The organism is Streptomyces sp. NBC_01298, from assembly GCF_035978755.1.
GTDB lineage: Bacteria > Actinomycetota > Actinomycetes > Streptomycetales > Streptomycetaceae > Streptomyces.
Map to the genome: position 1 here is coordinate 3,139,984 of NZ_CP108414.1, position 19,679 is coordinate 3,159,662.

The window sequence follows — 19,679 nt, forward strand, 5'->3', positions numbered from 1 at the left end:
GGCGGTGGTCAGCCGATCAGCTGGTCGAGCGTGTTCTCCAGCTCGTCGAAGAATCCCTCGGGCCACTGGTCGAGCAGCCCGTCCCGGTCGACCTTGGGGCTGACGACGTCCACCCCGGTGCCGTCTCCCCGGAAGTAGTGCAGCACGACCTGCTCCGGGGTGAGCCGCCCCTGTTTCACCGCGAGCCGGACCCCGTTGATCACGTGATCGCTGTGGGTCTCCACCACAAGCTGCGCACCGTGCGCGGCGGCGGCCGCCGCCAGGCCGGCCATACGGGTCTGGCCCTGCGGGTGCAGATGGGCCTCGGGGTTCTCCAGCAGGATCAAGGAGCCGGGCCCGGCCATGAGGCAGGCGACCACGATCGGCAGGACGAAGGTCAGGCCGAAGCCCACGTTGCCCGGGCGGCGGCGCCGGGTGGGGCCGAGAGAGCCCTGGAAGCCGTACGAGAGGCGTACGGCGTCGGTGCCCTCGATGGCATCGGCCTGGATGTCCACGCCCGGGCACAGATCGCCCATCCAAGCCGCGACCTGGTCGAGCAGGAAAACGGAGTCGGCACGCGGGTGGCGGAGCGGGCCCTTGGGAACCTCGTCCCGGGCATGGTGCCGCAGGAAGTTGACCGTGTGCTCGCCCCGTACGCCGAGGAAGCCACGAGTGATGGCCGTGTGGTGGTCACGGGGGTAGAACTCCGCGGGCGCGATGCGGTTGGCATTGAGGTATTGGAAGGGAGCCACCAAAAAGGCAGGGATCAAGGCCTCGATGCCGGACGGCAGGTCGGGCCCCTCCGAGGTGTACGGCAGGTCGACGTCGAGCAGCGGCAACTGGTTCTGCTCGGATTCGTACCCGACCGTCCAGGAGTACCGGTTCAGACCTTCATCGACACCGAGAGCGATCCGGGGCTCATCCCCTGTGAAGTCTTCGTGCAGGACGTCCTCACCAGTGCCAAGGCTGATGAGGTCACCGTTGAGCAGGAAGCCCTGTCCCGCGGTGTCGAACGGACGCCTCGACCCTTGCTCGTCGCGAGGCGGCTGCGTCGCGTGCAGGTCACCCGCTTCGTACGACTGGCGCAGCAGAGCGAGGGACTGGAGCACCGTGCTCTTGCCCGAGGAGTTGAGCCCGGTGAGGAGCGTGAGCGGGCCCAAGGGCAGCTCAGCCCGCTGGAATCCTTTGAAATTGCCCAGCACGAGCCGGTCGATCACTGTCCTGCCACCCCCTGGAAGACCCGTGCGATCTCGCCGAACCTCGTCCGGACCTTCTTCGGATCACCCGTCGCGATGGAGATGGACCGGTCGAAGTCGAGGTCCTTCATCAGCTCGAAGAAGCCGTCGAGAACGCTGTCACGCGACGCTACCAGCCGGTCCCGGCCTTGATCACCTAGGACGGCCAGATTGACGGCGACTGTCTCGAAGAGTGCCTTGTTGATGGGAGAGCGCCCCTTCCCTCCCCGCCACTTACGAAAGGCGTGCGCCCCGAATACGACTACGGCGCACCGCATGGCGGCCCGGAACTCCCGCGCCAGTTCCTCCCGCCCTGCCTCATCGACGCGGTTGATCTGGTGCATGGCGGTGACCAGGAACTGGTCGAAGTCCCGCTGCACGTGTTCGGCGGGGTCCGAGAGGCGGAACGCCATGAAGCGCAGCACCATCTCCCGGTCCGCCATCCGCTCGTTCGACACGCTCCAGCCGGTGGCCTCGCCGAACGCATGGTCCTCGGCCAGGTCCGCCAGGAAGGATCGGACGGGCCCCTGAACCAGCGCGTGCCGCAATTCCTGCGCCTTCAGCGCCAGTCCGCCGGTGTTGATGCGGGAGAACACGTTGTACTTCACGGCTTCCGGGGTGCCCTGCTGAATGATGTGCACCACGAGCTGGGTCTCGCGCAGCCGGATCTTCAGACGGCCGGACAGGTCCGCGTACCCCTTGCCATGGAAGTCCGTCAGGTAGTCCAGCCCGCGCAGGGTCAGCGGCGGCATGTCCACCGCGTCCGGGGCCACGAACCGGGCGATCGCCGTCAGCCGCTGGATGCCGTCGACCACCGCCCAGTTGTCCTCGTCGTCCTGGGCCATGTGGAAGTTGGAGATGGGGATGCGCAGCAGCAAGGACTCGATGAGCCTGCTCTGCATGACATCGCTCCAGATGCCCGCCCTTCGCTGGAAGTCGGGCGCGAGGTCGATCATTCCCTCCCGAAGCCGGGAGAGCAGCAGGTCGACGGTGGTCGCCTGCGTCTCGATCTTGATGCTCTCGGGGCGGAACGGCGCGGAGATCCCGTCCGGGTCGCCGTCCGACGCGACTTCCTCCGCGCCGGCCAGGTCCTCCAGCTCCACGCCGGTGGGCCGCCCGTCCGTCCCGATTTCGATCGGACTCTCCAGGGGCAGGAACAGGGAATCCTGCTCGGCCAGGTCGTCCGGCACCAGGTACCGCTGATAGCCCACGGGCCGCCCGCGCCCCGCCGCCGCCCGAACGCCGCCCGAGTCCTCCAGCTCCGCCATGCTCCCCGCTCGCCTCTCACCGCCGCCACGTGACCGCCACCTGCCGGATCACCCTATCGGCGGCCGCGCCGCCCGTCAGTGCGGCAGGTCCAGCTCGGCGATCACGGTCTTGCCGATGGGCAGCCGCTCCCGCACCTCCCAGCGGGCCGCGACCGCCTGTACGAGGAGCAGGCCGCGGCCGGTGTCGGCGAGCGGCCGGGGTGGCCGGAGCCCGGCAGGTTCCGGAGGGCGTCGCTCGCCCCGGGTGTCGGAGACCGCGATCCGGAGTGCGTCCGGGCTGAGTGTGAGCGCGAGCTCGAAGTCCCGTCCGGGCACGCGGCCGTGGGTGACGGCGTTGGCGGCGAGCTCGGCGACGAGCAGGGCGGCGGCGTCGGAGGGTTCGGTGCCGTACGGGACACCCCAGGCGTGGAGCTGATGGACGGCGAGGTACCGGGCCAGGCGGGCACCGCGCGGGGTGGAGCTGAACCGCTGGGTGAACACACGTACGGTGACCGGCGCTTGCGGGGCGGGTGATGGCGTCATGACGCCAATGTGGCGGCGGGGAGGGGACGTTCACCAGGGTGGCGCCACGTACGCCGGGTCAGCGTACGCGCACGGAGGGTGGACAGTACGCGTCACCGACCGTGACCATGGGGAGGCCGGGTGGTTTACGGGGCATGTGCGCGGGAGGTGGCCGGGATGGCCTACGAGAACACGGACGACGGCGGTACGGATGCGGAGGCGGGCGGCGGCCCGGCCGGCGCCGAACCGGAGGCGTCCGACAGTCTGCGCACCTTCGGCGCGGTCGTCCAGGCCCTGCGGGAGCATGCCGGGCTCAGCCGCGAGGAGTTCGCGGAGCGGGTGCGCTTCTCGAAGCACACGGTGGCCTCGATCGAGCAGGGCCGACGCATGCCCGACGAGGACTTCGTGGAGCCGGCGGAGGAGGCCCTGGGAAACACGGGCGCCCTTCGGAAGGCCGCGCCGCACTTGTCGCGGCAGCCGGGTCTGGCGAGCTGGTTCCGGCGGTGGGCCCGCCTGGAGCTGGAGGCGGTGACCCTCTACACCTACGAGTGCCGCATGGTCCCGGGCCTCTTGCAGCCGGAGTCGTACGCGCGCACGCTGTTCACGGACCAGTTGCCACCGCTCAGCGACGCGCAGGTCGAGGCGCAGTGGGCTGCGCGGGCGAAACGGCAGCGGCTGCTGTGGGATCGGCCGAACACGACGTTCGGGTTCCTCCTGGAGGAGCAGCTGTTCCGGCGGGGGACGGGTGGGGCGGAGGTGACGCGGGTGCTCATCGACCGGGTGCTGGGCGTCGCGGAGCTGCGGAACGTGGAGGTGCAGGTGATGCCGATGGTGCGGGCTTCGCATGCGGGGCTTGCGGGGCCGATGCGGCTGCTGGAGACGCCAGAGCCGCGCTGGTACGCGTACTGCGAGGGGCAGGAGCACGGGCAGTTCATTGCCGACCCCAAAGTGGTCAGCATCCTCCAGCGCCGGTATGCCAGGATGCGGGCACAGGCCCTCTCCTTGGAGGACTCCAAGGGCCTGCTGCGGCAGATGCGAGGAGCACTATGAGCACGGAAGCACTGGCTTGGTTCAAGAGCAGCTACAGCAGCGGTTCCGGTGACGACTGCGTCGAGGTCGCCGTAGGCACTTCGGCGGTCCACGTCCGCGACTCCAAGCACCAGGACGGCCCCCGCCTCGCCCTCTCCCCCGCGGTGTGGGCCGACTTCGTCAGGTACGCGCCCGAAGCCTGACTTCAGAGCCTGAAGAGGGTGCTCCGCCGACGGCAGAGCACCCTCGCTTCAGCTGGCGGGCGGGACCCACTTCCCCGCGTCGATCGCCTCTTGAAGCCGCTTCGAGAAGTAGGCATGCGCGGCCCGCATCTCCGCCTCCCGCTCAGCCTTGTAGAGGGGCGCGGTGTAGCCCTCGGGCGGTTCGGAGCGCTCCTTCTTATCGAAGGCGAGGAACTGCTCGTAGTGCTGCTTGGTCTGGCCGTGACCGTGCGCGTACGGGTCCTGCGCGAGTTGGCGCCCGTTGACGTCGAACCACATCTGCGACTCTCGGTCCGCCAGAATCGCGTAGCGGGCCTTGTGGATCGCCATCAACTCATCGGCGCTCATGCCGAGCCACACGGCAACCAGCGCGTCGATCTCAACCAGCGCGGCACGGCGCTCGTACTCGGAGCGGAGTGGAGTGCGGTACTCCCAGAACGTATTGAGACCCGCTGCAATCGGCTCCAGCTCGGGCCACTTCACGGCCCAGTCTTCGTAGCCCGGCCAGGTCATGTCGTACAGCTCTGCCCACAACGGGGCGTACGCCTCCGTGAGGCAGTTGAGACGGAGGGTGCGGAGGAGAAGGGCACCAGCCAGCGGGTGGGCCTGGTCGGCATAGGGCATCTTTTGGGCTTCGGCCACCTGAAGGTGTGAACGGCCAGTGATGCGCAGAAGGTAATCGAACGGGATCGAAGCCCAGAAACCCGCATTCAGGGCAGTGCCCCTGTTGTTCCCCAAAGACATCGACTGCACCGTGTGCACATGAGCCGGACCTGGGGGCATCAATGCCGCAAAAAGACTCCGCTCAGTGTTGAAAGGAATCATGACGCGCCACGCCAACCGGTAGAACCGCGTGTACGGCTGGAACCACCACAGCCGCTGACGCAGCAGCTCCCGCTGCTCCTCCTCGCCCAATGCCAGTTCTTCCTCGGAGAGCACGTCGCTGCGGCTCGCCCACTCGTCGGCGCTCGGCTGCCAGTCACTCGTCAGCCGAGAGCGGTCCAGCCAGCGATCCTGCTCCCGCTCGTATTCCTTGAGAGAGCACGTCTTGGGACGGACGTAGTTCGTGCGGGGCACGGCATCCGCTGCCAGCTGCGTGAGGTCGAAGCTGGTCCAGTCGTGGTTGCCCCGGCAAGGAATCTTAGGCTGCTTGCTGATCGGGGTAGCGATGCCGAAGTGCGGCCCTTGGAGAACCAACTCTGACAAGTCGTCCGGCTGAGATGTGCGCCAGGCGATGAAGCCGTCCTTCTTGCCGTTCGTCTCGTTGTAGCCCTGGCTGATTGGCGGCTCGTACGATCCGAGACGATCGCTGACGGCTGAGAGGGCTGCGATCGCACCCTGTTCCGCAGTGGTCGTCGGCTGCAACAGTGCGGCCTGTGATGACGAGCCCACGTCTCCAGAGAGCCGCTGCCAATCTTTCAGGACGGCGTCGTTGACCTCGATCACCCGTGCGTGATGCGGCCGAAGATCCCAGGATCCTCCGTGCCGCATACCTGGCACATCACCTTCACCGTGGTGGTCCAAGGACGCAAGGAGCGGCTCTACCCCGTACAAACGGCTGAGGTTGTCGAAGCGGACTGCGCTTTGCCGCGCACCGTAGATGTGCACCCCGAACTCAGTGTTCCGGCTGGCCTCGAACGCCCAGTTTCCAACGTTGACGAATCCAGCATGCAGTCGGAGATGAAGGTATGCCGCCTTCCGCAGCTTCCCGTCTTTCACGCCCCCGAAATGTGTATCGGGGTGGATGAGCCCCGCCATGCCTCCCTCGCCCAGGTTGCCCCAAACCCGGTTCATGAAGGCCCGGTACAAGTCAGGGCGAGTTCCCGCCAGCACCGGGTAGAGGGCAGGTGAGCCGAGCATTGCCGATACACCGCTGACCGCGGCAAGCTCGTGCAGGTAGTAGGTGAGTGAGCGGGTATCCGCTAGCAGCGTTTCCTTCTTCTCGCGCAACTTCGTTGCCGACGGCTGCTCAGTCAGTGCGAACCAGGGGTTTCGCTCCGCAAGCACCCTGGTCTCCACCCACTCCGGACGGACCCACGGCGGGTTGCCCACCTGGAGGTCGAAGCCGCCGCTCTCGCCCCGGAAGATGTGCGCAAAGTGCAGCTCCCAGTGGAAGAAGCCGTGGCCGTCGTCCGCCTTTATGTCGCGCTCGTTCGTGCCCGCGATGGTCTCGACCGTGTCCAGCCAAGGGAAGCGGAACGGCAGGCGACCCGGGGTGTCCATGCCGAGGGTGCCGTCCAGACGATCCTCGACGTCGGTGAGGAAGTCGAGGGCCTCGTCCACGGACATGTTCTCGATGCCTGCGAGGAGCGAGCCCTCCGGGACGTCCTCCGTGCCGAGGACCGCCTCCAGGAAGTCCAGCCAGTCCGCCATGTTCTGGAGCGGGATGCACGGCCGCCGCTGGTCGGTGATCTGAGTCTTGCGGCCCGTCGTACCGCGCTTCGGGCCGGTCTCCAGGCCCGCGCCGTCCTCCGCCGCGCCCAGCTCGCCCTGCTCACCGTTCGGGTCGTCGAAGAGGCCGGCCGCCTGCCAGAGCTGGTCCCCGGGCGCCGGGCCCGTAGGAGTCACCGGCTCGGCCGGGGTGGCCGGACTGCCCGTGATGAGGGTCGGCAGGGCCGACTCCTCGACCAGGGCGCCACCGGTCGCGTACACCCGGTCCGTGCCGTCGAGCTCGCCGACTCGGTCCAGCGGCCAGAACCACAGCGCGCACCAGGCGTCCATGACGGTCTTCAGCCGCCAGTACGGGGTGCCGTGCCGGGTCAGGTCGTCCAGGACCTTCTGCTTGTCCGTGGCCTCCGAAGGCTGGTCGATCCAGTCCGCGCCCCAGACGTCGATCCGGCGAGAGATCTTCCGCTCGGAGAGTTCCAGGCGCGTCGCCACGAGCGACCACAGGAACTCGGCGCGGCGGGCGACGCCCTGGATCCGTACGAGCTCCGTCTTGGCCGCGGCCTTCTCCCAGCGGGCGTACCGCTTCGCCCGTGCCTCCGGGGCCTCGTCGCTCTTCTCCACGAACGACTTCGGGCCCTTCGGCGCGTGCTGGATCCCCTTGCGCCACTTGCCCAGCGCCTTGGCCTCGGTCTCCGCGAGCTTCTTCGCCTCCGGCTCGCCCGCCACCGCGCCCCACCCGATCGCCGGGAGGAGGAAGTGGTGGACGGCGCCCTGCGGGAGGACACCCTCGCGGAACGGCAGGTCGACCGGTGCCAGGGTGTCCTTCTTCGCCAGCCACTGGCCGCCGGTCAGGACGTGGGAGCGGTAGATCTTGCGGCCGGCTCCGATGAGGGAGTTGCCGCGGCGCAGGTGGAGGCCGAACCAGGGGGCGCGCATGCCCGGGTGCATGGAGTTCAGCCAGAGGGAGACCTCGGCCAGCTCGACCGCCGTGGCGTTGAGGTCGACCCCGTAGGCGTTGTGCAGGGCGATGTACGCCTTGATCCGCTGGAGTTCGATCTGTCGCTGGTCGGCGTCGACCCGGCGGCCGAGCTCGTGCTCGCGGCGGCGCAGGTACTCGGCCGCCACCTGGTCGATTGCCTCGTTGAGGAAGGCGCCCGAGCCGAGGGCCGGCTCGCAGATCTTCCACTCCAGGAGTTCGCGGGCCTGGGTGGTCGCGCCCTCCTGGTCGAGGCGGTGGCGCAGGGCCAGTTCGACTGTGACCTCGGTCAGGGACTTCGGCGTGTAGTAGGAGGCGGAGGTCTGGCGGTCGCGGCCGGCCAGCCGGTAGACGAACTTGCCCCGGGAGTGGACCACGCGTTCCGCGGCGCCGGTCTCTTCGTTCACACGCTGGACGAAGACGTCGTCGGAGTAGTCCTTGACCTGGGAAGCCTTGATCATCCAGCTGCCGCCGGAGGGATCACCGCCCTTGGCGACCTCCCACAGGTCCTCGTCGGCGATGAAGCCGGTGTACGACATCAGGCCCTCGTACACCGCGCCGAGCTGGTTGATGCCGAGCTGGGCGTACGAGATGAAGCCGCCGCGCTCCTTCCCCTTGCCCTTGGTCAGCATCAGGCGGCGCAGCACCTTGTGCAGCGTCTCGTTGCGCAGCCGGGTGTCGAGGTAGGGGCGGCGGCCGGCTTCGGCGCCGTCCCGCTCGTGGGCGGGGTTCTCGATCTGGTCCTCGCCGATGAGGCGGACGGCGTCCTTCTTGAACAGGTCCGAGCGCAGGGGCTCGAAGCGCAGGCCGACGTCGGCGCTGCGGGCGGCGGCCCGGCGGCTGCGGTCGGCCTCGCGGACGCGTTCGGTGTACTCGGCCTGGGTGAGGGTGCCTGCGGCCAGCAGCTCGGCGGCCTCCCGCTCCACCCGGGTGGCCTCGCGGTCGGCGGCCTGGGCTACGAGGTCCTCAGGTTCGGAGCCGAACTCGCGGTGGCCCCGCTCGACCTTCTCGAAGAGCAGCTCCAGGGACTCGTACAGGTGGAAGCCGCGGCGGGAGCGTTCGCCGACCAGGTCGCGCAGGACGAGGTCGCCGAGGCGCTGGAGCCCGTAGCCCCGCTCGTACTCGGGGTAGTCGGAGGGGAGGATGCCCAGGGCCGGGCTGGCCTCGGCGTAGAGCAGGAAGAGGATGCGGTAGAGGTAGCGCAGTGCCTCGCGGCTGAGCTCCTTGGCGAGGCGGGCCGGGTCGTCCAGGTCGGCGGGAGTGACGCCGTTCCCCGGTTCGCGCAGGCGCGCCAGGACCTCGTCGGCGATCCACTCGACGCTCAGGCGCAGGCCCTCGCGGAGTTCGGTGGACACCCCGATGGCGTGCTTGCCGGACTTGTCGAGGAAGCCGGCCAGGGGGGCGGCGCCGCCCTCGGCAGGAATGCGGAGCGAGTCGGCGCCGAACAGAGCGGCGAGGGTGTCCAGTTCGCCGCCGCCCCGGTCATCACGCCGGTTGAGGGCCGCGTCGAGGTCGGCGGCGAGGTAGCGGCCTTCGTTCCAGGCGAGCCGGTCGGCGAGGACGATCACTCCGCCGACGAGGAGCAGGACGTACCGCGGCGGCTCGTCGCACGTGAAGAGGAAGTCGGTCAGGGCCTTGGCGTCGACCAGGCTCCCGGCACCTTCGAGGGCGACGGGGTGCAGCAGACGGCCGGCGCCCTCCGGGTCGAGGGCGGCGTCGGCCTGGGTCGTCCAGCCGCAGGAGACGGCGTACAGACCGGGCTCGGCGTGGACCACCTGCACGGTGTAAGCGTGGTCGGACCGGTGGACGGTGACGGACTGCTCGTGGGCGTCGGCGTATCCGAGGGCGCGCAGGGTGTCCAGGTGCAGTTCGGTGACGCGCTTGGCCCAGCCCGCGGGGACGACGGCGTCCGGCTGGGCGAGGGCTTCGGCGTCCTCGGCGAGGGCGGCGCGGCCGGCGAAGTAGGGGCCGTGCAGGGCACGCAGGCCCTCGCGGGGGGTACGGGCCCTGGCGGGCACAGAGGCCGGGTCGGCGCCCTGCTTCTTCGCCTCGGCGACGGCGGTGGCGTGGCGGTGGCGTTCCTCGTCCTCGACGGCGGCCCAGCGGGCCAGCAGGCCGTCCTTGGCCTTGAGGTCCTTGGGGAGGACCTCGGCGAGGTAGTGGGCCGAGAGGTAGTCGCCGTGGTTGACCAGCGAGTCGTACGTCACGTCAGTTGTTCTCCGCCTGGTCGTCGGACGGGGTGGATTCGGGGGTGGGCGGGCCGCCGGTTCCGGCGGCGGCCGATGCCGGGTCGCCCGGGCGGTCCAGGACGGCGAGGACGCGCAGCAGCGGGCGGCCGGTGGTCTCCAGCTGGTCCAGCAGCCGGGCCAGCTCGTCGGCGGTCTCCTCCACCTGGCGTTCGCGGCGGCCGGTGGCGCCGCCTTCCAAGGTGTCCTGCTTCCAGCCGGAGACGTGTTCGCGGTAGGCGGCAAGGGGCTCGCTGAGCTGCGCGGCCCACTCTTCCTTGCCGGCTTCGAGGTGGTCACGGGCCACGGACACGGCGGCGGGGACGAGGGACTGGAGGCGGTCGAGGTCGCGGGGGCCGCCGGTACGGGCGAGCCGCGGGTCGACCTTGGCGTCGCGCAGGGCGTCCGCCATGGGGACGACGCCCGGGCTGCCCGCGGAGCCGTCGAGGCCGGTCACGGCCATCCAGCGCACCACGGTCGGGCGGCCCAGGGCGTTGGAGTAGATGCCCTGGACGAGGAAGACGGGTCCGTCGACGTGCGGTGAGGTGATCACCGGAGCCTCCTGGTGGCCGAATTCGACGAGGACCTTGTCGGTCAGCCACTCCACCACGGGGTGAAGGTCGGTGAGGAAGGAGACCTCCGGCCAGAGCGAGGTACTGCTCTTGCGGGCCTCGTCCAGTTTCCGCTGGGCCAGCGCCCGGTCGAAGGTGACCAGCATGCGCTTGGCCACTCCCTGTTCCTTGAGGTAGGACGGCGGCAGGGCCTTGAGGCGGTGGAGCAGGTCGGGTGCCATGGCCGGCGAAAGGGAGAGGTAGGAGCCGCTGCCTTCGTTCTTCCTGGAGAGGTCGATCAGGCTGGCCGCCTGGTCCCCGAACACCTCGTCGAGGGCGGTGTCCACGAACTCGGCGGTGTTCCCGTCGAAGAGGGAGACCAGTTCGGCGCGGGCGGGCAGCTCGTGTTCGGTGACGGTGTCCACCTGCCCGAACAGGTCGAAGAGCTCGGAGTCGCCGCTCTCGGCGGCGTCGTCGAGGAAGTCCTCCACGGTCCCGCCCTTCACCAGTTCCCTGATGAGCCGCCGCTCCTCCTCCTCGGCCCGGTAGCAGCCGGTTTCGGCCTCGGCGGTCCCGTTGAGCTTGTGCGCCTCCTCCTCGCGCAGGATCAGCTTCTCGGCGACCGTGCGGTCGTCCTTGGCGCCGGGGTGGGAGGAGGTGAGGACCAGGGCGCGGAACTCGGGCTGGTGCTCCTGCCCGTAGCGGTCGATACGGCCGTTGCGCTGTTCGATCCGGATCAGGGACCACGGGATGTCGTAGTGGATCAGCTGGTGGCACTGCCGGTGCAGGTTGACGCCCTCGGAGGCGACGTCGCCGGTGAACAGGAGGCGTACCTGGTTGTCGGCCAGCCCGAAGGCCTCCAGGATCTTCAGCTGTTCCTGGTCGCCGAGACCGCCGTGGAGGAGCCGGACGGCCTTGAAGGAACCGTCCTCGTCCGCCTTGAAGCCGAGACGGGCGGGCACGGTCCGGGACAGCCACTTGAGGGTGCGGATGCGCTCGGAGAAGATCACGGCCCGGGTGGTGGACCGGGGTCCGACGCCGATCTCCTTGAGCTGCTCGACCAGGGTGTCGAGCTTCGCGGAGTCGCCGGGGGCGGTGCCGTCACCCATGCCGTCGACGAGTACGCGCAGGCGGCGCAGGGCTTCCTGCTCGGGCGCGATGGCCGGGTCCGGGGTGCGGCCCTCCTTCGCCGCCGTTTCCAGCTTGCCCTGGAGGGTGGTGAGGCGGGTGGCGACGGTGTCGCCGAGGGCCTTGTGGGAGGAGAGGAAGGTCTTCAGCAGGCCGAAGGCGAACAGCGGGTCGGCGGTGACGGAGACGCGGTCCTGGTCGGCGGTGCCGAATTCGCTGCTGGCCGGGGGCGCGGGCAGCCAGTGGTCAGTGAGCTCCGCGAAGATCTTCTCCTCGGCCTCGGTGGCCGGGCAGTGCAGGGAGAGCGTGGGGCCGCGGTCGGGCCACTCGTCGCCCATCTGGTCCCGCACCTCGGGGCTGATCTTGGTCCGGCGGATGTAGAGGTGCCCGAGGTCCTCGGCCGGGTCGTAGTGGTCGCGGTCGGCGATGGCGGCGGGGTCGAGGAGCGAGATCAGGTCGGCGAAGGAGCGCTTGTCGCCGTTGTGCGGGGTCGCGCTCGCGAGGAGCAGGGCATCCGTGCGGGGGCGAGGATCTCGGCGAGGGCACGGCGCTGGCTGCCTGCGTTGATCAGGTTGTGGGACTCGTCGATGACGACGGCGTCCCAGCGGATGCGCTCCAGGTGGTGCCGGTACTGGCCGATGTTCTTGAGGGTGTCCACCGAGATGATCACCCGCTTGTAGTGGGTGAACGGGTTCCGGCCGGCCGGGATCTCCCGCTGGATGCGCTGAAGGCCCAGCGAGTCCAGCCGGACGAGCGGGATGGCGAAGCGGGTCCACAGCTCGTGCTGGAACTGTTCGAGCACGCTCTGCGGTGTGACGACCAGGATGCGCTCGCCCCGGCCGCGCCGGATCAGCTCGGCGAGGGTGAGCCCGATCTCCAGTGTCTTGCCGAGACCCACCACGTCCGCGATGAGCAGGCGGGGACGGAGGTTGCGCATGGACAGGGCCAGCTCGGCCGGGCGCTGCTGGTAGGCCAGCGGGTCGAGCAGGAAGCGGTCGGCGAGGGCGAGGCCGCGCTCCGACTGCGGGAGGGGCGTCTTGCGGATGACGGCTTCGAGGAAGAGACGGGCCCGGCGGAAATAGGAGGAGGTGTCCGACACCAGGCGGGTCTTCTCGGGGTCGAGGAGCTCCACGGCGTCGATCCCGCTGAAGAAGACCGCTTCCTCGTCACGGACGAACTCGGACACCCCGAGCGCTTCGATCTTCTCGCCGTCGTGATCGGTCGGCATGGAGTTGCGGACCAGCCACTGCTCGTCGCGTACGAGGATCTGGGCACCCGGCGGATACCGGTTCTCCCCCTGCTCTGCCACTCCTGATCCCTCCGTGATGCGTCGTACGGCCGTCCGGCCGCAAGTCTGTCACGGAGGAATGGGAGGGGTGAGCCCTCCGGAGGAATCCCGTGATCTTGACTCAGAACCGGGCGTCACGGGCGTACGCGGCCCGGATCTGTTCCGCGATACGGAGGGGGGCGGAGAGCCGGGCACCGGCCCCGGTCCCGCGGCGCGAGACGGTGCCGCGCGAAGCCGCTTCTCCGGCAGACGCCGGGAGGACCTCTTCGGGTGTCACGGCGGATTCGGCGGATTCCTCCTCCGGCGAAGACTCCGCCCCCTGCCCTGCCGAGTACTCCTCGTCCTCAGTGGCCGCCACGTCGACCAAGGTCGGGGTGTACGCGGGGGCGGTGGTCGGAAGCTGTGGGACGACCACGGCGGGGATGCGGTCTGTGAGCCGACGCTTGGCCTGGCGGGCGGTGAGGCCGAGGCCGTTCATGACCCCCACCAGTGCGGCGGTCACCTGCGCCAGCGTCGGCCGGGCTGCCGGGTCCATCCCGAGCATGTCCGCGATCAGTGGGCTGAGCTCGGGAGGCAGGCCCGTGAGGTCGGGGGCGGTGGCCGGGTCCTCGATCTTGAGCGCGATGGCCTGCCAGGTGGGACCGGTGTAGGGATAGTGCCCGGTGGCGGCGTAGAGCAGGACGGCACCGAGCGCGTAGACGTCGGCGGCCCGGTCGAGTTGGTGTTCGCCACGAGCCTGCTCCGGTGGCATGCACAGGATGGAACCCACGACGTAGCCGGTCGCGGTCAGGAAGGAGCGCCGCTCGGCGAGTACGGCGAGGCCGAAGTCGATGACCTTGGGGCCGTAGGAAGCGAGCAGGATGTTCTGCGGCTTGAGGTCGCGGTGCAGCAGGCCCGCCTCGTGCACGGTCGCCAGCCCCTCGGCGAGCAGCGCCCCGAGGCTGGCGGTCTCGGCCGCGGGGAGCGGGCCGTGCTCGGTGACGAAGGACCGCAGATCGGGCCCGGGCACGTACTCGACGGCGAGCCAGGGCGCGTCGGCGTGTGCGTCCGCTGTCACGAAGGCGGCTACGAACGGCCCGTACACCGTCTTCAGGCTGTCGACTTCGAGGAGGAACCGGGTACGGGTGTCCTCGTCGAGGACCGAAGGCTTGATCACTTTCACCGCGACCTGCTGCCCGGCCGCCGACTCGCCGAGGAACACCTGGCCCATGCCGCCCGAACCGATCCTGCATACCAGGGTGTAGCCGCCGATGGTCTGCGGATCGTCGTCCCTCAGTGGCTCCACGGGTACGTGCCCCTCCCCCTCGTGGCCTTGCGCCTCGTCCGCCGCCCGCCCTCACGGGTGCGGGATCGACGCAAGTGTAGGCGTCGGGTTCCCTGGCTGCCGGGCCGTACGGTGGGGAGGCGGCGCTCGGCCGGCCGGGCGCCTCAGGCCGTCCAGCGCGCACGGGGCAGGAGTACGCCGATGGCGCCGCCGAGTCCGAAGATGATCGGGGAGACGAACTCGCCGGGGGCACCGGTCCAGGTGAACAGTGCCGCGAGCGCGATCAGGATCGTGACGGCTGCCACGGTCTGCCAGACGGTCTGCCACCTCATCCCACGGCGCGGCGCCGTTCTCCGGTCCTCGGGAAGTTCTTCCCAGTCCAGCGCCGGAACGATCAGCCGGTCGCGGCAGACGTCCGCCAGCACACCGGACACGAGGGACAGCAACCGGCTGAGGGTGTCACGCACCCCATCACTTCCGTCGACGCTGCGGACCGGTGCGCCGACGGCGGCATCGGCCGCAGCCGCATGCGCCACGGCCGCCAGACGGTACTGCTCAAGAGACTCCTGCACGTGGGCCGCGTACACATGGACCTCGGCCTCCCTCCGTGCCCTGCCCACCCTGTCGCCGCTGAGCACCGCACACTGCGCCAGCCGTTCCATTGCGATACAGAATTCCTCAACGGTGCGGTACGACCAGTCCACCGGAAAGTAGGCCGTCGGACGCCGGTCTCTGGCGCGGAGGGACCCCAGCAGAGTCCTGACCCGACTCTCCGCGCCGTCCGGCATCACCAGGGCCTCCAGGGCCACCACGCCTCGGAAGGCTGCTTCTCCGTAGGGATCCGCCCGGCGCCGCGAGATCTTCTCCGCAGCTGTCGCCGCTACCGCCAGGGCCAAAAACCCGGCGCCGACGACAGCGGCTGTCGGGAGCAGGGGCCCACCCCAACCTCCGAACGCGCCGTAGAGCATCAGGAGTGCCGCCAGGTTGGCCGGTCCGTACAGCCACGACCGTGCCGTTGCCCAGCGCCTGTGGGCACACACCCGGACAGCGAGCGCCGCGGCGTCCGGCAGGGCAGCCCGCGCTCCGTCTGCGGCCGAGAGCGCCGCCAGCAATCCGTCGATTCGTTTCCGGCTCGACCGGCTCCCGGCCAGCGGGCCAGAAGTCAGCCACCCGCCGGGGCGTCTGCGCGAACAGAGGGCGAGCAACACCGTGATGATCACGAGGAAGGACATCCAGACGGTGCTGAAGTTCAGGAGAAACATGAGCAGCCAGGCCGCACTGTCGGGTGTCCCCTGCGCGAGTTCCTCGTGTCCCGCGAGAACCAGGGACGCGGTATGCATCATGCTCCGCACACTCACACATCCCACTGACAGTGCTGCTGAGCAACGACACTCGCCCAGTGGGCCCTAACCGGCCTCGGTGATCGCAGAAGCCAGGGTTCGGGCACTGCAGGGAACACCCCGGACGTGTTCGCCGTAGGGTCGGTGGGCCTCGTCCAGGGACGGAAGGAGGCTCGGGGCGCGGCCGGTCGGGGCGCGGTCGAGGAGCGTGGTGCCCGTTTCGGCTTCCTGGGTGGGGGCGTAGCCGGCTGTGCGGAGGGCTGACAGCGTCTCCTCCGGCGGGGCCGTGGAGATCAGGACCGTGGGGGCGATCCGGCGCAGGCGGAGTTTGGTCAGGCCTCGGGACTGGGCCACCTCGGCGATCAGGGCGGTGTCGTCCGAGCGGATGCAGCAGGCCGAGCGGACGACCTTGAGTTGTCCGTGGGTGCGGGCGGTGTCCTTGATCGTGTAGGCCAGTGGTTGGGGCAGGGGGGTGCCGCGCTCGCTCGCGGTGGTAAGGCGGTCGAGGAGTTCGTCCGCGCTCCAGCCGGCGTCCAGGGCCCGGCGGATGGAGGTTGCCGTGATGCGCCAGACCACCGCGTGGCCCTCGGACTCGATGTCCCCGACCGCGGAGAGCAGGTCGGCGAGGGCGGGCGCGGGTGCGCCGGTGACCGTGGCGGTCAGGTCGCTCTGGAACCGGGCCGTGTCGCTGGGCTCGGGCAGTGCTGCGTACAGGTTCTCGCGGAGGGTGGTCACCGCCTTCGCCAAGGTAGGGCGGAGGGAGAGGTCCTCGCCCAGGTGCTCCGGGCCGCGGGCGGCCGGGTCCGCGCCCGCGCCGGGGACTGCCGGGTAGTGGTGGGCGGCTCCCGCCTCCAGCAGTCGGCACAGGGCCCGCCCAACGGGGGTGAGCGCGCCGTGGGCCACCACGCCGAGCAGGGCCGCCTCTGTCAGGGTGACCGCCATGCGGTCGAGGACTCCGTCCAGGCCGGTCAGCTCCCCCGTGGCGTCTGCGGCCAGGTGGGTGCGCAGGGCGGGCTGGAACCATGCGGCCAGGGACAGCAGTTCGGTGTATCCGCGCGCGTTCGCGGCCAGCCCGTGGCCGTCGGGGAGGGTGGCGAGCGCCCGCAGGACCCCGGTGCGGAGGGTCACGGCGTCCTCGTCCTGGGGACTGATGAGCGCGACCGGGGTCTCGTCGGGGTCCGGCCAGTGGCTGAGAACTGCGGGGACCACGGCCCAGGCGGCCAGGAGCGACAGCAGTTTGCCCGCGGGCGGAGCGGCGGCCCAGGCGTCGTAGCGGTCGCTCGGCAACAGCCGGGCGGTGGGCTTGGGTGCCTTGGAGTTGCGGCGGCCGCGGGAAGCGGGGGCCGGTTCGTCGTCCCGGGGCGCGGCCAGGCCGGCGTTCACCGCGAGGTCCAGCCACAGCCGGGTGTCTGCCTCATCGGCCCCGGCCGCCTTGGCCAGCCGCCGGGTGTCCCGTACGGCGATCCCGCCCGCCTTGCGGATCGCGACCGGCTGAGCGGCCAGGGCCCGCAGTACCAGTTCTGCCCGCCAGGCGGCCGCCGCGGCGGCCGTGCCACCCTCGCCCTCCCAGCCGGACGGCAGCGGCGCGGTGGCGGTGAACGGCTCCGGTTCCAGCCGGGGGCTGGGCGCCGCGCCCTCATCGCGGAGCGCACGGGCGACCTCGTAGGGAAGCTCCACCAGGTCGAGACCGACGGGGACCAGCAGTCCGCGCACGGCCAGCCAGTCGGTGCCCTCGTCACCGCTGCCGCCCTCCCGGAAGACGTACTTGGCGTCCGGGCCCGCGTACTGCGACCCGTACCGGCCGACGAAGCAGTGGGTCCGCAGCAGCGGCGGGCCGGGTACCAGGTGATCCAGCAGCTCCAGCGCCCGGACCGGGGCGTCCGCCACCAGTGCCCGCACCCGGGCGGGATCGGCGAGCAGAGCGGTGATCAGCTCCTGGGCCTGGTCGCGGGTACGGGCCGCCCCCTCGAAGAGGTTTGCGGCGATCCGCTTGACCTCGGGGGCGTTGTAGGCGGTGGTCAGCAGCCGGTCGGCCGTACGCCCGTAACCGTCGAACCCGGCGGCGCGGACGTGCAGCAGTGGTGGGAGCGCCAGTCGGCCCTTGGGCGCGGGGAGCAACAGCGCGCGCTCCCGCAGTCGGGTGAGTGTGTGTTCCGCCCGGTGTCGCTTCTCCCCCGGCTCGAACCAGGACAGTACGTCCCGCTCAAGCACCAATCGGTCCGCGGGTTCCACCGGGGGAACGGGCTTCCGCTGTTGCCAGGGATATCGGGGCCCATCCTCGGCCTCGCCACCGGCTGCGGGGCCGTGCCGCTCCAGGGCGAGGGCGGCGATGGAAGCGAGCAATTCCAGTTCTCCGGCGGTGCCCGCCATCAGGCCCTGGCCCACCGACTCGTCGGTGAGCAAGTGTTCGGCGAGCTCGCGGAGGGTGGTGATCCGTCGGTACCCGGCGGCGAGCGGCAGATCCCGCTCCTCCAGCAACGCGGTCAGCCGCTGAGGATCCAGGGTTCCCAGCCATTTCACAAGGGCGGTACGCGCATTCACCCGGCCAGGCTAGCGCCGTCCGGTCACCCCGCGAGGGTGAACCGGCCGCGTCACCACCCTCGCGGTTTCCCTGACTACTGCCAGGCGCGAACAAGGTCCTCCGGACCCCAATGCGCCGCAAGAGGCAGATCGTCCTCAACACCACAGCGGGACACCGCCACCAGCGCCGTGTCCGGCTCGGCTCCGGGCACAGCGAGCATGTCCCGCACCAGCACTTCGTACTCACGTCGGCCGAACGGCTGCGACTCCAGCCACTTCACCGAGCCGATGAAGTGAATCCGCCCTGCCACGGATTCGCGGTCAGCTCCGATCAGGTCGACCTCCGGGTTGTTCTGCCGGTTCCACCAGCCCCCGACCGCCTCCGTCTGCGGCCACCGTTCATCGGGCAACAGGCGCAGCAGCGACTCGCGGACGACCGGCTCGACGGCCCGGCCCCGCCATGTCGTCCACGACCGCTCGATGCGCTCCAGCGCCAGATCACCGCGACCGCGCTCGATGAGCGGGATGCCGCGCTGCAGGAAAGCCAGCCAGAACCGCAGGTACGGATCAGCGATGCGATAACGCTTGTTCTTGCTGTCCGCCTTGACCGAGAGCGGCAGATCAGCGGCCAAGACTCGCTTGGCCAGCAGCGTGTTCAGCAGCGGAGACAGTGTGCCCGAGGGCAGCGCGCCGGCACCACCGGCTTGCGCGGCGATGGTGGAGAAGGTCCGCTCGCCACTGCCGACCGCTTCCAGGATCGCGCGCGAGTGGGACGCCTCGGGAAACTCCCCCAGCAGCGACAGTTCGCCCGCCACCAACAGCGGGGCAAGCGGGTTGGACACAGCCTCGCGCAGAAAGTCCTGGCGGCCCATCCCCGGCCGCCAGGACTGAACGATTTCCGGGAACCCTCCGGTGATCAGCAGCGCGTCCACCGCTTCCGCCGCGTCCAGACCGGTCATCGCCTGCACATCGGCCAGATGCAGCGGCTGTACGGTCATCTTGGCCGCCCGGCCGAAAAAGGGGCGGCCATAGGACTGCAGCGCCTCCATCACCGACATGTCACTGCCGACCAGGATCAGCAGGACGGGCTTGGCGGACAGGTGCCGGTCCCAGACCGTCTGCAGCGCCCCCTCGAACTCCCCGTCCTGTTCGACCAGCCACGGCACCTCGTCGAGCACCGCAATGCTCGGGGCATCGTCCGGAATCGCGACCGCCAGGGAACGCAGTGCCTGGTTCCAGTCGGAGGCCTGCAGCCCGGCCACCAGCTCGGCCCCGGGCAGAGCGGAATGCGCCAGCGTCGCGGCGAAATCCGCCCGCTCGGTCACGGCGTTGCGTCCCCGGGTCGCCTGGAAGACCACGTACGGAAGCCCGGAACGGTCGCAGAACTCCTGGACCAGACGAGACTTGCCCACCCGGCGCCGACCCGTCACGATCACAGCCTGACCACGCGTGGCGCCCGTACCGCCCACCACCAGGCCCAGCTGCCGAGCCAACTGATCCAGATCAGCAGACCTGCCCTTGAACTCCATCAGCGCCCCATCCCCGGCCTTCCTGAAACATAGATTCGATGTTACGTAGATTGAATCTTACTTAGATTCTAGCTCGCTTCTGACGGTCTCGTCAGCAGCCCCACTGAAACGGCGGGAAAGGGATCCGCGCACCGGTGCCTCGGTCACCGAGGTCCGCACTCTTCACATTCTGCGACATTCGACACATTTCCGAGTCGTGGGACATGCATGAGACGACAAGTCTGACAACTCATCAGC

At 69.9% G+C, this 19,679-nt stretch carries 12 protein-coding genes; 2 read left to right on the top strand and 10 right to left on the bottom strand.

Features of this window, described 5'->3' with window-relative positions; genetic code table 11:
- Positions 1–8: 8 nt before the first annotated feature.
- The 3 genes from OG730_RS13915 to OG730_RS13925 form a co-directional block, all read right to left on the bottom strand.
- Positions 9–1,196, bottom strand: a complete 1,188-nt coding sequence (locus OG730_RS13915; RefSeq protein ID WP_327304531.1) for an AAA family ATPase — start codon at positions 1,194–1,196, stop codon at positions 9–11.
- On the bottom strand, positions 1,193–2,482 hold the full coding sequence (locus OG730_RS13920) for a DUF262 domain-containing protein (protein ID WP_327304532.1): 1,290 nt from the start codon (positions 2,480–2,482) through the stop codon (positions 1,193–1,195). Before OG730_RS13920 ends, OG730_RS13915 begins: the two co-directional genes overlap by 4 nt.
- Before the next feature lie 75 nt (positions 2,483–2,557).
- A complete protein-coding gene (locus OG730_RS13925; RefSeq protein ID WP_327304533.1) occupies positions 2,558–3,004 on the bottom strand; it encodes an ATP-binding protein in 447 nt (148 codons plus the stop codon).
- 156 nt (positions 3,005–3,160) lie between these two features.
- Between OG730_RS13925 and OG730_RS13930 the strand changes: the two genes are divergently transcribed.
- A complete protein-coding gene (locus OG730_RS13930; RefSeq protein WP_327304534.1) occupies positions 3,161–4,033 on the top strand; it encodes a helix-turn-helix domain-containing protein in 873 nt (290 codons plus the stop codon).
- Positions 4,030–4,215, top strand: coding sequence for a DUF397 domain-containing protein (locus tag OG730_RS13935; RefSeq protein WP_327304535.1), 186 nt, complete (start codon positions 4,030–4,032; stop codon positions 4,213–4,215). Before OG730_RS13930 ends, OG730_RS13935 begins: the two co-directional genes overlap by 4 nt.
- Before the next feature lie 48 nt (positions 4,216–4,263).
- Here OG730_RS13935 and OG730_RS13940 read toward each other — a convergent pair whose 3' ends face one another.
- From OG730_RS13940 to OG730_RS13970, 7 genes are all read right to left on the bottom strand, one after another.
- Positions 4,264–9,804 (bottom strand): DNA methyltransferase, encoded by a 5,541-nt coding sequence (locus OG730_RS13940; RefSeq protein WP_327304536.1) that lies wholly within the window; start codon positions 9,802–9,804, stop codon positions 4,264–4,266.
- Between the two features lies 1 nt (position 9,805).
- Positions 9,806–11,839: a helicase-related protein gene (locus OG730_RS13945; protein WP_327304537.1), complete on the bottom strand. Its 2,034-nt coding sequence runs from the start codon at positions 11,837–11,839 to the stop codon at positions 9,806–9,808.
- Positions 11,840–11,952: 113 nt separating this feature from the next.
- Positions 11,953–12,810 carry an SNF2-related protein gene (locus OG730_RS13950; protein ID WP_327304538.1) on the bottom strand — a complete coding sequence of 286 codons (858 nt, stop codon included), beginning with the start codon at positions 12,808–12,810 and terminating at the stop codon, positions 11,953–11,955.
- Positions 12,811–12,910: 100 nt separating this feature from the next.
- Complete coding sequence (locus tag OG730_RS13955; RefSeq protein WP_327304539.1) at positions 12,911–14,074, bottom strand: serine/threonine-protein kinase; 1,164 nt, start codon at positions 14,072–14,074, stop codon at positions 12,911–12,913.
- A gap of 143 nt (positions 14,075–14,217) precedes the next feature.
- Positions 14,218–15,396, bottom strand: a complete 1,179-nt coding sequence (locus tag OG730_RS13960) for a hypothetical protein (RefSeq protein WP_327304540.1) — start codon at positions 15,394–15,396, stop codon at positions 14,218–14,220.
- A 63-nt stretch (positions 15,397–15,459) separates the two neighbouring features.
- Positions 15,460–17,934, bottom strand: a complete 2,475-nt coding sequence (locus OG730_RS13965) for a helicase-associated domain-containing protein (RefSeq protein WP_327304541.1) — start codon at positions 17,932–17,934, stop codon at positions 15,460–15,462.
- A 74-nt stretch (positions 17,935–18,008) separates the two neighbouring features.
- On the bottom strand, positions 18,009–19,442 hold the full coding sequence (locus tag OG730_RS13970; RefSeq protein ID WP_327304542.1) for an ATP-binding protein: 1,434 nt from the start codon (positions 19,440–19,442) through the stop codon (positions 18,009–18,011).
- Positions 19,443–19,679: the final 237 nt, after the last annotated feature.